This is a genomic window from Pseudomonas sp. TMW 2.1634, assembly GCF_001703595.1.
GTDB lineage: Bacteria > Pseudomonadota > Gammaproteobacteria > Pseudomonadales > Pseudomonadaceae > Aquipseudomonas > Aquipseudomonas fragi.
Genome location: NZ_CP016849.1, coordinates 3,506,233 through 3,520,171 on the forward strand (window position 1 = coordinate 3,506,233; position 13,939 = coordinate 3,520,171).

The 13,939-nt window shown below is 63.7% G+C and carries 14 protein-coding genes; all 14 read left to right on the plus strand.

What is annotated here, in order from left to right; translation table 11 throughout:
• Window positions 1–77: 77 nt before the first annotated feature.
• Genes BFC21_RS16525 through BFC21_RS16590 form a run of 14 tightly spaced genes read left to right on the plus strand, consistent with a single transcriptional unit; the run spans window position 78 to window position 13,935 of the window.
• Window positions 78–812: a glycosyltransferase family 2 protein gene (locus tag BFC21_RS16525; RefSeq protein WP_088378401.1), complete on the plus strand. Its 735-nt coding sequence runs from the start codon at window positions 78–80 to the stop codon at window positions 810–812.
• Window positions 809–1,747, plus strand: coding sequence for a glycosyl transferase (locus tag BFC21_RS16530; protein WP_088378402.1), 939 nt, complete (start codon window positions 809–811; stop codon window positions 1,745–1,747). Before BFC21_RS16525 ends, BFC21_RS16530 begins: the two co-directional genes overlap by 4 nt.
• Window positions 1,728–3,272 carry a histidine ammonia-lyase gene (gene hutH, locus BFC21_RS16535; RefSeq protein WP_016783221.1) on the plus strand — a complete coding sequence of 515 codons (1,545 nt, stop codon included), beginning with the start codon at window positions 1,728–1,730 and terminating at the stop codon, window positions 3,270–3,272. Before BFC21_RS16530 ends, hutH begins: the two co-directional genes overlap by 20 nt.
• Window positions 3,265–3,690, plus strand: coding sequence for a thioesterase family protein (locus BFC21_RS16540; protein ID WP_088378403.1), 426 nt, complete (start codon window positions 3,265–3,267; stop codon window positions 3,688–3,690). Before hutH ends, BFC21_RS16540 begins: the two co-directional genes overlap by 8 nt.
• Window positions 3,687–4,370, plus strand: coding sequence for an outer membrane lipoprotein carrier protein LolA (locus BFC21_RS16545; protein ID WP_088378404.1), 684 nt, complete (start codon window positions 3,687–3,689; stop codon window positions 4,368–4,370). Before BFC21_RS16540 ends, BFC21_RS16545 begins: the two co-directional genes overlap by 4 nt.
• A complete protein-coding gene (locus BFC21_RS16550; RefSeq protein ID WP_120266375.1) occupies window positions 4,360–6,672 on the plus strand; it encodes an MMPL family transporter in 2,313 nt (770 codons plus the stop codon). The genes BFC21_RS16545 and BFC21_RS16550 overlap by 11 nt, the downstream gene beginning before the upstream one ends.
• Window positions 6,669–7,829: a sodium:proton antiporter gene (locus BFC21_RS16555; RefSeq protein ID WP_088378406.1), complete on the plus strand. Its 1,161-nt coding sequence runs from the start codon at window positions 6,669–6,671 to the stop codon at window positions 7,827–7,829. The genes BFC21_RS16550 and BFC21_RS16555 overlap by 4 nt, the downstream gene beginning before the upstream one ends.
• The gene (locus BFC21_RS16560) at window positions 7,820–9,067 is read left to right on the plus strand and encodes an NAD(P)/FAD-dependent oxidoreductase (protein WP_120266376.1); all 1,248 of its coding nucleotides are present in this window, start codon (window positions 7,820–7,822) and stop codon (window positions 9,065–9,067) included. The genes BFC21_RS16555 and BFC21_RS16560 overlap by 10 nt, the downstream gene beginning before the upstream one ends.
• The gene (locus tag BFC21_RS16565) at window positions 9,064–9,819 is read left to right on the plus strand and encodes a class I SAM-dependent methyltransferase (protein WP_120266377.1); all 756 of its coding nucleotides are present in this window, start codon (window positions 9,064–9,066) and stop codon (window positions 9,817–9,819) included. Before BFC21_RS16560 ends, BFC21_RS16565 begins: the two co-directional genes overlap by 4 nt.
• Window positions 9,807–10,340, plus strand: coding sequence for a DUF3261 domain-containing protein (locus BFC21_RS16570; protein WP_162939357.1), 534 nt, complete (start codon window positions 9,807–9,809; stop codon window positions 10,338–10,340). The genes BFC21_RS16565 and BFC21_RS16570 overlap by 13 nt, the downstream gene beginning before the upstream one ends.
• Complete coding sequence (locus BFC21_RS16575; protein WP_120266378.1) at window positions 10,337–11,524, plus strand: beta-ketoacyl-[acyl-carrier-protein] synthase family protein; 1,188 nt, start codon at window positions 10,337–10,339, stop codon at window positions 11,522–11,524. The genes BFC21_RS16570 and BFC21_RS16575 overlap by 4 nt, the downstream gene beginning before the upstream one ends.
• The gene (locus tag BFC21_RS16580; RefSeq protein WP_016783213.1) at window positions 11,521–11,988 is read left to right on the plus strand and encodes a hotdog family protein; all 468 of its coding nucleotides are present in this window, start codon (window positions 11,521–11,523) and stop codon (window positions 11,986–11,988) included. Before BFC21_RS16575 ends, BFC21_RS16580 begins: the two co-directional genes overlap by 4 nt.
• On the plus strand, window positions 11,981–12,709 hold the full coding sequence (gene fabG, locus BFC21_RS16585; RefSeq protein WP_016783212.1) for a 3-oxoacyl-ACP reductase FabG: 729 nt from the start codon (window positions 11,981–11,983) through the stop codon (window positions 12,707–12,709). The genes BFC21_RS16580 and fabG overlap by 8 nt, the downstream gene beginning before the upstream one ends.
• Entirely contained in the window at window positions 12,709–13,935 is a 1,227-nt protein-coding gene (locus BFC21_RS16590; protein ID WP_088378411.1) for a beta-ketoacyl-ACP synthase, read from the plus strand. The genes fabG and BFC21_RS16590 overlap by 1 nt, the downstream gene beginning before the upstream one ends.
• Window positions 13,936–13,939: the final 4 nt, after the last annotated feature.

Consider the following 13,939-nt stretch of genomic DNA (forward strand, 5'->3'; position numbering starts at 1 on the left):
TTACGGCGGCTGCGCCACCGGACGCAGCCTTCGGCAGCGGCTACGAAGCGCCTGCATCGGCCTGGAGATATCTGCCCATGCATAATCCCTGCGCCGTGATCCCGGTGTACAACCACGAAACCGCCGTGCCCGCAGTGATCGACGCCCTGCTCGCCGCCGGCCTGCCCTGTGTGCTGGTCGACGACGCCAGCAGCCCCGCTTGCGCCGCCGTGCTCGAGCACCTGGCCCAGGGCGAAAACATCTTCCTGATCCGCCTGGCCGTGAACCAGGGCAAGGGCGGGGCGGTGATGGCGGGGCTGCGCGAAGCCTCGCACCTGGGCTTCACCCACGCCCTGCAAGTGGACGCCGATGGCCAGCACGACCTGCGTGACGTCGCCACATTCATGCAGGTGTCGCAGCAAAACCCTGAAGCGCTGATCTGCGGTTATCCACAGTACGACGCCAGCGTGCCCAAGGGCCGCCTGTATGCGCGCTACCTGACCCATGTCTGGGTGTGGATCAACAGCCTGTCGCTGCAGATTCCCGACTCGATGTGCGGCTTTCGTGTCTACCCGCTGGCGCCGACCCTGGCACTGATCAACTCGGTCAAACTGGGCAAGCGCATGGACTTCGACCCCGAGATCCTGGTGCGCCTGGCGTGGCGCAACCAGCCCATGCGCTGGCTGCCGACCCAGGTGCATTACCCCCGGGACGGCCTGTCGCACTTTCGCCTGTTCCATGACAATGCGCTGATTTCCGGCATGCACACCAAGCTGTTTTTCGGCATGTTGCTGCGCTTGCCGAGCATCCTCTGGAGGCGCTGCAAAGCATGAGCGAATCTCGTGAGCATTGGGCCGACCACAAGGAGCGCGGCAGTTTCCGGCTGATGCAGCTCACCGCCTTCGGCATCAAGCTGCTGGGCCGGCGCGTGCTCAGCCCGGTGCTATACGCCATCGTGCTGTACTTCTTTTTGTTCGGCACCCGCGCCCGGCGCAGCAGCTGGCTCTACCAGCAACGGCTGGCCGACTGGAGCGGGCGCAACGAACTGCGCCCTACCCACTGGCGGGTGTTCGGGCAGTACATGGCGTTCGCCGATGCCCTGCTCGACAAGCTCGACGTATGGAACGGGCGCCTGAAGATCGAAGACATCGAAATCGTCGACCCCGCCCTGCTGCGCAATCAGCTGCGCGGCGCGCGCGGGCAGATGCTGGTGGGCGCGCACCTGGGCAACCTCGAAGTGTGCCGCGCCCTCGCCGAGCTGGGCGAGCAGGTGACCATGAACGTGCTGGTGCACACCCGCCACGCCGAGCAATTCAACCGATTGCTGGGCGAAGCCGGGGCCAGCCACTTGCGCCTGATCCAGGTCAGCGAACTCAACCCGGCGGTCATGCTGCAACTCAGCCAGCGCCTGGAAAACGGCGAATGGCTGGCGATTGCCGGTGACCGTGTGCCGCTGCATGGCGGGCGCAATGTCGAGGTCGACTTCCTTGGCCATCCGGCGCTCTTTCCACAAGGCCCGTGGCTATTGGCCGGGCTGCTCAAATGCCCGGTCAACCTGATGTTTTGCCTCAAGCACCAAGGGCGTTACCGGGTGATCCTCGAGCCCTTTACCGACGCCGTACTCTGGCGGCGCAGCGACCGCGAGCAGGTGATCGCCCACTGGGCCACGCGCTACGCCGAACGCCTGGGGCACTACTGCCTCGAAGCACCGCAACAATGGTTCAATTTTTACCCATTCTGGAAGACCGATGACGACGCACCCGCATGAGCCAGTAACCTTCGGCCAAACCCCGTTGCGCATTGAAGACGTACTGGCCCTGGCCAATCGTCAGGCGCCGACCCGTTTGCAGGACGACGCCGACTACCGCGAGCGCATCGCCAAGGGCGCGCGCTTTCTCGACTCGCTGCTGGACAAGGAAGGCGTGATCTATGGTGTGACCACCGGCTACGGCGATTCCTGCGTGGTGGCCGTGCCGCTGGAGCACGTCGAGGCCTTGCCGCGCCACCTCTACACCTTCCACGGTTGCGGGCTGGGCAAACTGCTCGACGCCCAGGCCACCCGCGCCGTACTGGCGGCACGCTTGCAGTCGTTGTGCCACGGCGTGTCGGGTGTGCGCATCGAACTGCTGGAGCGGTTGCAGGCCTTTATCGCCCACGACATCCTGCCCCTGATCCCCGAAGAAGGCTCGGTGGGCGCCAGTGGTGACCTGACGCCACTGTCTTACGTGGCCGCAACCCTGTCAGGCGAGCGCGAAGTGCTGTTCAAGGGCGAGCGCCGCCTGGCAGCAGACGTACACCGCGAACTGGGCTGGACGCCGCTGGTACTGCGGCCCAAGGAAGCGCTGGCATTGATGAACGGCACTGCGGTGATGACTGGCCTCGCCTGCCTGGCCTATGCCCGTGCCGACTACCTGCTCAAGCTCGCCACCCGCATCACTGCCCTCAACGTGGTGGCGCTGCAAGGCAACCCCGAGCACTTTGACGAGCGCCTGTTTGCCGCCAAGCCGCACCCGGGGCAGATGCAGGTTGCCGCGTGGATCCGCCAGGACCTGGCCATCGATGCCCCGACTGCGCCGCTGCATCGCCTGCAAGACCGCTACTCGCTGCGTTGCGCGCCCCATGTACTGGGCGTGCTGGCCGACAGCCTGAACTGGCTGCGCGGGTTTATCGAGATCGAACTCAACAGCGCCAACGACAACCCGATAATCGACGCTGAAGAAGAGCGAGTGCTGCACGGCGGGCACTTCTACGGCGGCCATATCGCCTTTGCGATGGACAGCCTCAAGACCCTGGTAGCCAACGTCGCCGACCTGCTCGACCGCCAGCTCGCATTGCTGGTGGACGTGCGCTACAACCACGGTTTGCCGAGCAACCTGTCGGGCGCCAGCGCAGAACGGGCGATGCTCAACCACGGTTTTAAAGCCGTGCAGATCGGCACCAGCGCCTGGACTGCCGAGGCGTTGAAAAACACCATGCCGGCCAGCGTGTTCTCGCGCTCCACCGAATGCCATAACCAGGACAAGGTCAGCATGGGCACCATCGCTGCCCGCGATGCGATTCGCGTGCTGGAGCTGACCGAGCAAGTCGCCGCCGCCACCCTGCTGGCGGCCAATCAGGGCGTATGGCTGCGCAGCCGTGCCGAAGACGCCCGCCCGCTGCCGCCAGCGCTGGCGCAGATGCATGCCGAACTGGCCAGGGACTTCCCCCCGGTGGTTGAAGACCGCGCACTGGAAGCCGAGCTGCGCCTGTGCCTGAGCCGGATCGCCCAACAACACTGGAGGCTGCATGCGTAGCAAAGGGGTTTTGCACGTTGATACCGAGGTGCTGGTGCCGTTTTTCGACATCGACACCATGCATGTCGTATGGCACGGCCACTACGTCAAATACCTCGAGGTGGCCCGCTGCGCGCTGCTCGACCATATCGGCCACAACTACACGCAGATGCTCGATGCGGGCTATGCGTGGCCGGTGATCGACATGCAGTTGCGCTATGTACGCGGGGCCACGTTTGGCCAGCGGATCAACGTGCGCGCCAGCCTGGTGGAGTGGGAGAACCGCTTGAAGGTCAATTACCTGATTACCGACCTGGCCACCGGCGAACGCCTGACCCGGGCCGTGACGGTGCAAGTGGCAGTCGAGATTGCCAGCAAGGAGATGCAACTGGTGTCGCCCAGGTGTTTTACCGAGGCGGTTGAGAGGGTACTTTCATGAGCGCAATCATCTGTGGGAGCGGGCTTGCTCGCGATTGCATCACCGCGGTGTGGCAGAAGCTGCGCAGCGCCTGCATCGCGAGCAAGCCCGCTCCCACATTGGGGTGTGTGCTGTTGCTCGGATTCACGCCCCTGGCCCACGCCTTCGACCTGCAACAACTGAGCGACCAGTTGGCCAAACCCCAGGTGATCCACGGTGATTTCATCCAGGAAAAACACCTGCGCGCCCTGCCCAAGCCCCTGACCAGCACCGGCACCTTTGTCCTGGCCAAGGACCACGGGCTGCTTTGGCAACTCAAGACCCCGTTGCAGCAGGACTACCGCATCACCGCCCAGGGCATCGCCCGCCGCGACGGCACAAGCTGGCAAATGCTGCCCGGCAAAAGCGCCGGTGCCGAGCAAAACCGTTTGTTTCTCGCCGTGCTGCAAGGCGACAGCAGTGGCCTGCAACGGGATTTCGACCTGCAACTGCAAGGCACACCCGATCACTGGACGCTAACGCTGACTCCACGCTCCCTGCTGCTCAAGCAAGTGTTCAAGCAGATCAATATTGATGGCGGCGAGTTGGTGCAACGCATCGAACTGCAGGAAACCCAGGGCGACAGCACGCAGCTGTTGATGCGCAACAGCGTCAGCAACCAACCGTTGAGCGAAGCGGAGCAGCACGATTTTGCGCAGTGAACGCTGGTTGCCCCGTGGCTTTCTGATCCTGCTGCTGGCCGTGCTCGCACTCGCCGGCTGGCAGTGGCGTCACGGTGCACCGCTGTCGGCCAATTTGATGGACCTGGTGCCCGGCGACGCGCCCGACGCGCTGGAGCTGAGCGCCGAACAACGCATGCAGGAGCCGCTCAACCGCGAAATGCTGGTGCTGGTGGGCAGCAGCGACCGTCAGCAAGCCATCGCCACGGCCCGGCAACTGGGCACGCAATGGCAGGCCAGCGGCCTGTTTGAAAAGGTCCAGTGGGACCTGCAGGCCGACCTCCCGGCCCTGCGCGAACAGCTGCTGCGCGGGCGTGTGGCCATGCTCTCGGCCGCCGACCGCACCCAGTTGATCGAACACCCCGAAGCTTTTATCCAGCAACGTGTGCAAGCGTTGTTCGACCCTTTTAGCGGGTTCAGCCTGGTGCCCAGCCAGGACGACTGGCTGGGCCTCACCGGGCGTATCCAGAACAGCCAGCCGCAACGCGGCACGGTGCAACTGGACATCGGCAGCGGTGCCTTGATCGCCGAGGCCGATGGCAAACACTGGGTGCTGCTGCGCGCCCGTACCCAGGGCAATGCCTTCGACATGAAACTGCCCGTGCGGGTCGCGCAACTACTCGAAGACAGCCGCACCCAAGCAGCCAACCATGATGTGCAGCTGCTGGCCGCCAGCGGCCTGCTTTACGCCGCCAGCGGCCAACAGCAAGCCAGCCGTGAAATCACCTGGGTCGGTGGCGGCGCCACCGTGGGTATTCTGCTGCTGTTGCTGCTGGCGTTCCGGCGCTGGCGGGTGCTGCTGGCCTTTGTGCCAGTGCTGGTGGGCATGCTGTTTGGCGCCGTAGCCTGCGTCGCGTTCTTTGGCAGCATGCATGTAATGACGCTGGTGTTGGGCTCAAGCCTGATCGGCGTGGCGGTGGATTACCCGCTGCATTACCTGTCCAAAAGCTGGAGCCTGAAACCCTGGCGCAGCTGGCCCGCTCTGCGTCTGACCCTGCCGGGGCTGAGCCTGAGCCTAGCCACCAGCTGCATCGGTTATCTGGCGCTGGCCTTTACGCCGTTCCCGGCGCTGACCCAGATCGCCATTTTCTCCGCCGCGGGCCTTGTCGGTGCCTACCTGAGCGCGGTGTGCCTGTTGCCCGCGTTGCTCAAAGGCGTGGATTTGCGCCCTGCGCAATGGCCGCTGCGTATCGCGCAAACCCTGCTCAACATGCGCGAAGCACTCCTGAACAAAATCCCCACCCCGGCGCTGCTGGTGTTGCTGCTGGCGTTCTGTGCCGCCGGCGTGTGGCAACTGACCAGCAAGAACGACATCCGCCAATGGGTCAGCGCGCCGCCCCAGCTGCTGACTGAAGCCCAGGCGATTGCCCGCATCACCGGTTATCAACCCACCAGCCAGTTTTTCCTGGTGCGCGCCGATAGCGAGCAACAGTTGCTGGAGCGTCAACGCGCCCTCAGCGAGCGACTTGACCAGTTGGTCGGCCTGGGCAAGCTGCAAGGTTATATGGCCCTCAACCAACTGGTCAGCCTGCCCGTCGAGCAACAGCAGGTACGCGCCGCCCTGGCGCAATTGCCACAGCACTGGCAACCGCTGCTGGCACTGGGCGTGCCCGAAAGCGCCCTGCAAGCCGAACTGGCGCAACTGCAAGCCTTGCCCGGGCAGTCGATTGACGATGCGTTGAGCGGCCCGCTGGCCGAGCCGTGGCGGGCACTGTGGCTGGGCAAGAACGCCGAAGGCGTGGCGGCAATGGTCAGCCTGCAAGGTTTGAACAGCGCCAGCCTGTTGCGCATACAAGCACTGGACTTGCCCGGCGTGAAGCTGGTGGATCGCCTGGGCGATTTGAACAACGTATTTGCCGCCACACAAATCAGCGCCGCCGAATTGAAGCTGCTGTCCTGCGTGCTGATCGTGCTGCTGTTGATCGCTCCGTTCGGCTTCGGCGGCGCACTGCGTATCGTTGCGCTGCCATTGCTGGCGGCCTTGTGCAGCCTTGCCAGCCTCGGCTGGCTGGGCCAGCCCCTGACTCTGTTCAGCCTCTTCGGCTTGCTGCTGGTGACGGCCATCAGCGTCGATTACGCGATCCTGATGCGCGAGCAAATCGGCGGCGCCGCCGTCAGCCTGCTGGGCACCCTGCTGGCGGCACTCACCACCTGGCTGTCGTTCGGCCTGCTGGCGGTGTCCAGCACCCCAGCAGTCAGCAACTTCGGCCTGGCGGTCAGCCTGGGCCTGGCGTTCAGCTTTATCCTGGCGCCCTGGGCCAGCAAGCAGGCGCACCGCCAATGATGATCGCCGTATTCTGGCTGCTGGCCCTGGCCCTGTTTGCCGTGGCGACCCGCGTGGGCCGCCACTTTGGCGTGATCCCGATCGTCAGCCAGTTGCTGCTGGCATCCATCGGCCTGCCGTTGCTGATGCTGCTGTGGATCGAACCGCACTGGCAGCTCAGTGGCGCACAACTGGTCGCGCCGGTCTGGCTAAAAAGCCTGTACAGCCTGGGTTTTGCCCTGTTGCTGGGGACCATTTTGAGTGATGTGATCGACCTGCGCCTTGATCGCCAGAGCCTGAAAATCGCCCTGCCCAGTTTCGCCGTGCCGTTTGCCTGCGGGCTGGCCTGCGCAGTCTGGCTGCTGCCGGAACAACCCTGGCTTAGCTCACTGGCCATCGGGCTGGTGTTTGCCATCACCGCGATCCCGGTGTTGTACCTGTACTTGCGCCATATCCACTACCCGCCTGCGGCAACCCGGCGCCTGGTGCAAAGCGCGATCCTCATCGACCTGACCTGCTGGAGCCTGTTTGGCCTGGCCCAGGGCAGCCTGGATTTCAACAGCCTGCTGCTGCCCATCGCCGCAGCCTTGCTGCCATTACTGTTGCGCGCCCTGCGGATTCGCCAGCCGCTGTGCTACAGCCTGAGTTTTTTCGCCCTGCTGGTGGTGGCCGAGCATTACCGCCTCAATGCGCTGATTTTCGGTGTCGGCTACCTGCTGTGCATGGCGTGGCTCAAGGTCGCGTGGGTGATGCCGCTAAACACCCTGTGGCTTGGGCGCTTGCAAAGCCACCTAGCGGTGCCGTTGATCCTGGCCTTCGGGATTGTGCAGATCGATGTGCACAGTGCCCTGAGCGACATCAACATGCTGCAATTGGCGGCTCTGTTGCTGTTGCCCATGCTCAGCAAAGTGCTGGGCAACTGGCTCGGTTTGAGCTGGGCCACGCCGTCGTTTGCCGGCGCCAGCAAATGGCGTGAAAGCCTGTTACTCAATATTCGCGGGTTGAGTGAGATCGTGTTTCTCAACCTGCTGCTGCAACAACAGCTTATCAGCCCGGCGCTGTACTTTGCGCTGATGCTGATGGGCCTGATCGCCACGCTGTTACCGGCGCTGGCGGGCATGAACAAACCCCCTTTGAAGTCGGCTGTAGTCCCCGGCAAGGAGCCTCTGTGTCAGTAGTAGAAATGGAACGTCGTCAGGTTGTGGTCATTGGTGCCGGGCCTTCCGGGGCCATCGCCTCGGCGTTGCTCAAACGCAAGGGCCACGATGTGCTGATCATCGAGCGCCAGCACTTCCCGCGCTTTTCCATTGGCGAGAGCCTGCTGTCCCACTGCATCGACTTTATCGAGGAGGCAGGCATGCTGGAGGCCGTGCAAGCCGCCGGCTTCCAGCTGAAAAACGGCGCGGCCTTCGCCTGGGGCGAGCACTACAGTGCCTTCGATTTTGGCGACACCTTCAGCAACGGCAAACCCACTACCTTTCAGGTGCAGCGCGCCGATTTCGACAAGCTGCTGGCCGATCAGGCCGCCTTGCAGGGCGTTGAAATCCGCTACGGCGAAACCGTGATGGCGGTTGACGTTGAACGGGAAAAACCGCTGCTGCAGGTTGAACGCGAAGATGGCAGCTGCTATCAGCTCGAAGCCGATTTCATTCTCGACGCCAGCGGCTACGGCCGTGTCCTGCCACGCTTGCTCGACCTTGAAGCACCGTCGAACTTCCCGCTGCGTCAGGCGGTGTTCACCCACATTGAAGACCGCATCGACCACCCGGGTTTCGATCGCGACAAAATCCTCATCACCACCCACCCTACCCAACGGGATATCTGGTTCTGGAGCATCCCGTTCAGCAATGGCCGTACGTCGGTGGGCGTGGTGGCCGCAGCAGAACATTTCAAAGGGCGCAGTGAAAACCTCGACGAATGCCTGCGCAGCTTTATCGATGAAACCCCAAGCCTGCAACAGGTGCTGGCCAATGCCGTATGGGACACCCCGGCGCGCACCCTGGGCGGTTACTCGGCCAACGTCAAAACCTTGCACGGCCCGGGCTTTGCACTGTTGGGCAACGCCGCCGAGTTCCTTGACCCGGTGTTCTCCTCGGGCGTGACCATTGCCATGCGTTCGGCGAGCATGGCCGCCGGTGTACTGCACCGCCAGTTGCAAGGCGAAGCGGTGGACTGGCAAAGCGAATTTGCCGAACCGCTCAAGCGCGGGGTCGACACCTTCCGTTGCTACGTCGAAGGCTGGTACGCCGGCACCTTCCAGGACGTGATCTACCACCCCGAGAGCTCGCCGCACATCCGCCGCATGATCAGTTCGATCCTGGCCGGCTATGCCTGGGATGAAACCAACCCGTTTGTCAGCGAACCCAAGCGCCGATTGCGCATGCTGTCGGATATCTGCGCCACGGAGCCCGCATGAAACCTCTAAGCGATACCTACGTTGAAGAAACCCGTATCGGGTTCTGGTTCTTGCGCAGCCACACCTGGCAGCACCATGTGCTGCGGGTGGCCATCAACGACCTGCGCAGCCTGTTCAGCGAACCGCTGCCCGCCGCGCCGGTCATCCTCGATGCAGGCTGCGGCCAGGGCAAATCGTTCCAGTACCTGTACAAGACCTTCGCCCCCCAGCGCCTGATCGGCCTGGATGCCGACCCACTGAGCCTGCAGCTGAGCGGCGAAGAAGCACAGCGCCAGGGCTTTGATGTGGAACTGATCGGCAGCGACTGCGCCGAACTGGACGTGCCCGACGCCAGCGTCGACATCCTGTTCTGCCACCAGACCTTCCACCATCTGGTGCAACAGGACCGTGCGCTGGCCGAGTTTTACCGGGTGCTCAAGCCCGGCGGTTACTTGCTGTTTGCCGAGTCTACCGAAGCCTATATCGACACCTGGGTAATCCGCTGGCTGTTCCGTCACCCCATGCATGTGCAGAAAAGCGCGGCGCAGTACCTGGAGATGATCCGCGACCAGGGCTTTGAATTCGAGGCGCAAAACGTCTCTTACCCCTACCTGTGGTGGAGCCGCTCGAAAGACTTCGGCCTGCTGGAGCGGGTTGGTTTGCTTAAGCCAAAGCCGGTGGGCCAGCGTGAAGAAACCCTGGTCAACGTGGTGGCACGCAAGCCCCTGACTCCTGTGGGAGCGGGCTTGCCCGCGAAGGTATGCACACCGTGAACCTGTCAAACCGCAGCGCCTGCATCGCGAGCAAGCCCGCTCCCACAAGGTTGTGGGCATGGCTGATCACATGCCTTTTGCTCAGCGCCTGCACCAGCCTGCCACTGCCACGGCACACGCCAACCCTGGCCTTGCCCATGCAATTGCATATCCAGCGCCAGCAGGCCGATCAGCGTCAGGACTGGTTGCTGGTCATCCAGCAACAAGGTACCGCGCTGCGCTGGTCACTGATGGACCCGCTGGGCATTCCACTGGCGCGCCAACTGCTGCAAGACGGCAGCTGGCACGCCGACGGGTTGCTGCCGCCCAACCCCGAAGCCCGCGAGCTGTTTGCCGCGCTGCTGTTTGCACTCACACCAGCAACGCAGCTTGCGGATAATTATCCACAGGCCAAAACGGCGCCTGACCTGCGCTTCATCGAACAACGCTGGCAAGTGCACTACCCGCAACCCGAGGTGTTTCGCATCGACATGAAGGGCGATCTGCATTACACCGTAAGCCCCCTGGAGACCGCCCCATGACGGCTTACCTCAATGCTCTGGGCGTGGTCTGCGCCCTTGGCCGTGGCGCCGATGAAGTGGCAGGCAAGCTGTTTGCCGGTGACTGCTCGGGCATGCAGCGCGCCAGCGGCTGGGTGCCCGAGAGCGCGCTGACCATCGGTGCGGTGAACGGTGAGCTGGCGGCAATCCCGGCCGAACTCCAGGCGCAAAACAGCCGCAACAACCAGTTGCTGCTCGAAGCCGCCTTGCAGATCCGCGACGCTATCGACCAGGCCATCGCAACCTTCGGCCGCGAGCGCATCGCCATTGTGCTGGGCACCAGCACCTCGGGCATTGATGAAGCCAGCCAGGGCATTGCCCACTACCTGCAAAACCAGCAGTTCCCCGCTGACTACACCTATCAGCAACAGGAGCTGAGCGCGCCGGCCACCTTCCTGGCTGACTGGCTGGGCATCAGCGGCCCGGCCTATGTGATTTCCACCGCTTGCACCTCCAGCGCCCGCGCCCTGATGAGCGCACAGCGGCTGCTGGACATGAACCTGTGCGACGCGGTGCTGTGCGGCGGCGTCGACACACTGTGCAAATTGACGCTCAACGGCTTTTCGGCACTGGAAGCCGTGTCGGATGAGCGCTGCAATCCGTTTTCGGTAAACCGCCACGGCATCAATATCGGCGAAGCAGCGGTGCTCTTTGTAATGAGCCGGCAACCTGCCGCCGACCACGCCATCGCCTTGCTCGGCGCGGGGGCCAGCAGTGATGCGCACCATATTTCCGCCCCTGAGCCTGGCGGGCGCGGCGCCGTTCAAGCCATGCAACAAGCCTTGAAGCGCGCGGGCCTGCAGGCGGACCACATCGGCTATCTGAACCTGCACGGCACCGCCACCCAGCACAACGATGCGATGGAAAGCCACGCCGTGGCCCAGGTATTCCCCGAAGGGGTACCGTGCTCGTCGACCAAACCCATGACCGGCCACACCCTGGGCGCGGCTGGAGCACTGGAAGCCGCCTTCTGCTGGCTGAGCCTGAACCACGACGGTGCCTTGGCGCCCCACGTCTGGGACGGCCACGGCGACCCGGCGCTGCCCGCGCTGAACTGGGTAACCCCCGGCCAGGCCCTCGTCCCGACCCCACAACGCTGCCTGATGAGCAACTCGTTTGCCTTCGGCGGCAATAACGTCAGCCTGATTATCGGAGACGCCCCATGATCGATTGGCCGCTCGCCGAACTGCTGCCCCACGCTGGCGACATGATCCTCATCGATCAGGTGCTGGCGTTCGACGAAGAACAGATTCAAACCCGCCTCACCGTGCGCGCCGGCGGTTTGTTCAACCGCGAAGACGGCAGCCTGCCCGCCTGGGTGGGCGTTGAGTTGATGGCGCAAAGCGTCGCCGCCTACGCCGGCTGCCGCGCCCGCGTGCAGGGCAACCCCGTGGCCCTGGGTTTTTTGCTCGGCACGCGTAAATTTGAATGCAACGTCGAACACTTCCCTGCGGGCACCGAGCTGCACATCCACGCCCTGCGCTCGCTGGAAGACGACAACGGCATGGGCGTGTTCGAGTGCCACCTCACCGGCCCCGGCATCCATGCCAGCGCCCGCCTGAACGTGTTCCGCCCGCCCCGGGCCGAAAACTACCTTGCCCAGACACCCCAGGAGACCCGCCATGACTGAGTCTATTTTGGTCACAGGTTCCAGCCGTGGCATTGGCCGCGCCATTGCCTTGCGCCTGGCCCAGGCCGGTTTTGATCTGGTGCTGCATTGCCGTAGCGGCCGCAGCGAAGCCGATGCCGTCATGGCCGAGGTCCACGCCTTGGGCCGCAATGCCCGGGTGTTGCAATTCGACGTATCGGAGCGCGCCCAATGCAAGGCCATCCTGGAAGCCGACGTTGAAACGCACGGGGCCTATTACGGCGTCGTGCTCAACGCCGGCCTGACCCGTGACGGTGCCTTCCCGGCGCTGAGCGAAGACGACTGGGACGTGGTCATGCGTACCAACCTCGACGGTTTTTACAACGTGCTGCACCCGGTGATGATGCCGATGATCCGCCGCCGCGCGGCCGGGCGCATCGTGTGCATCACGTCGGTTTCGGGGCTGATCGGCAATCGCGGGCAGGTCAACTACAGCGCCTCCAAGGCCGGCCTTATCGGCGCAGCCAAGGCCCTGGCCATCGAGCTGGGCAAACGCAAAATCACCGTCAACTGCGTCGCGCCGGGTCTGATCGACACCGCCATGCTCGACGAAAACGTACCGGTAGAAGAACTGATGAAAATGATCCCCGCCCAACGCATGGGTACCCCGGAAGAAGTCGCGGGGGCGGTCAACTTCCTGATGTCGGCCGAAGCAGGCTATATCACCCGCCAGGTGCTGGCCGTCAACGGAGGGTTGTGCTGATGAAGCGCGTTGTCGTCACCGGCATGGCCGGCATTACTTCACTGGGCAGTGACTGGGCCAGCATCGAGGCCAATTTTGTGGCTGGACGCAGCGGCATCCGGCGCATGGACGAGTGGGACCGGTTTACCGAACTCAACACCCGTCTGGCTGGCCCTGTCGATGATTTTGCAGTGCCCGCCCACTGGACCCGCAAACAACTGCGCAGCATGGGCCGCGTCTCGCGCCTGGCCGTCGGCGCTGCAGAACAGGCCTTGCAGGACGCCGGCCTGCTCGGCAACCCGATCATCCGCGATGGCCGCATGGGCGTGGCCTGCGGCTCGTCCACCGGCAGCACCGACGAGATCAAGGCATTCGGCAACATGCTGCTCAACTCCGTGGCAGACGGCCTCAACGCCAACAGTTATGTGCGCATGATGCCGCACACCACGGCGGCCAATATCAGCATCTTCTTTGGCCTGACCGGGCGCCTGATCCCCACCTCCAGCGCCTGCACCAGCGGCAGCCAGGGCATCGGCTATGCCTATGAATCGATCAAGTTCGGGCGCCTGCCGCTGATGCTTGCAGGTGGCGCCGAGGAGCTGTGCCCCACCGAAGCGATGGTGTTCGACGCGCTGTACGCCACCAGCCTGAAAAACGACGCCCCGCACACCAGCCCCCGGCCCTACGACAGCGGTCGTGACGGGCTGGTGATAGGTGAAGGCGGCGGCATGCTGGTGCTTGAAGAACTGGAGCACGCCCTGGCCCGTGGCGCCCATATCCATGCGGAGATCGTTGGTTTTGGCAGCAATGCCGACGGCCAGCACACCACCCGCCCGGAAGTCGGCACCATGCGCCGGGCGATGGAGCTGGCACTGGAAGATGCAGGCATTGGCGCGGATGCCATCGGCTATGTAAACGGCCACGGCACCGCCACCGAACAGGGCGACATTGCCGAGACCCTGGCCACCAGCGAGTTGTTCGGCAAGCACATGCCGATCAGCTCGCAGAAGAGTTTCCTGGGCCACACCCTGGGTGCCTGCGGGGCGCTGGAATCCTGGTTCAGCATCGAGATGATGAACCGCGACCGCTATGTCCCCACGCTCAACCTCGATGAAGTCGACCCCCGCTGCGGCGAACTGGATTACCTGCGCGGCGAGTTTCGCGTCATGCATAACGACTACGTCATGAACAACAACTTTGCCTTTGGCGGGGTCAACACATCGTTGATCTTCCGTCGTTGGTCCTGATATT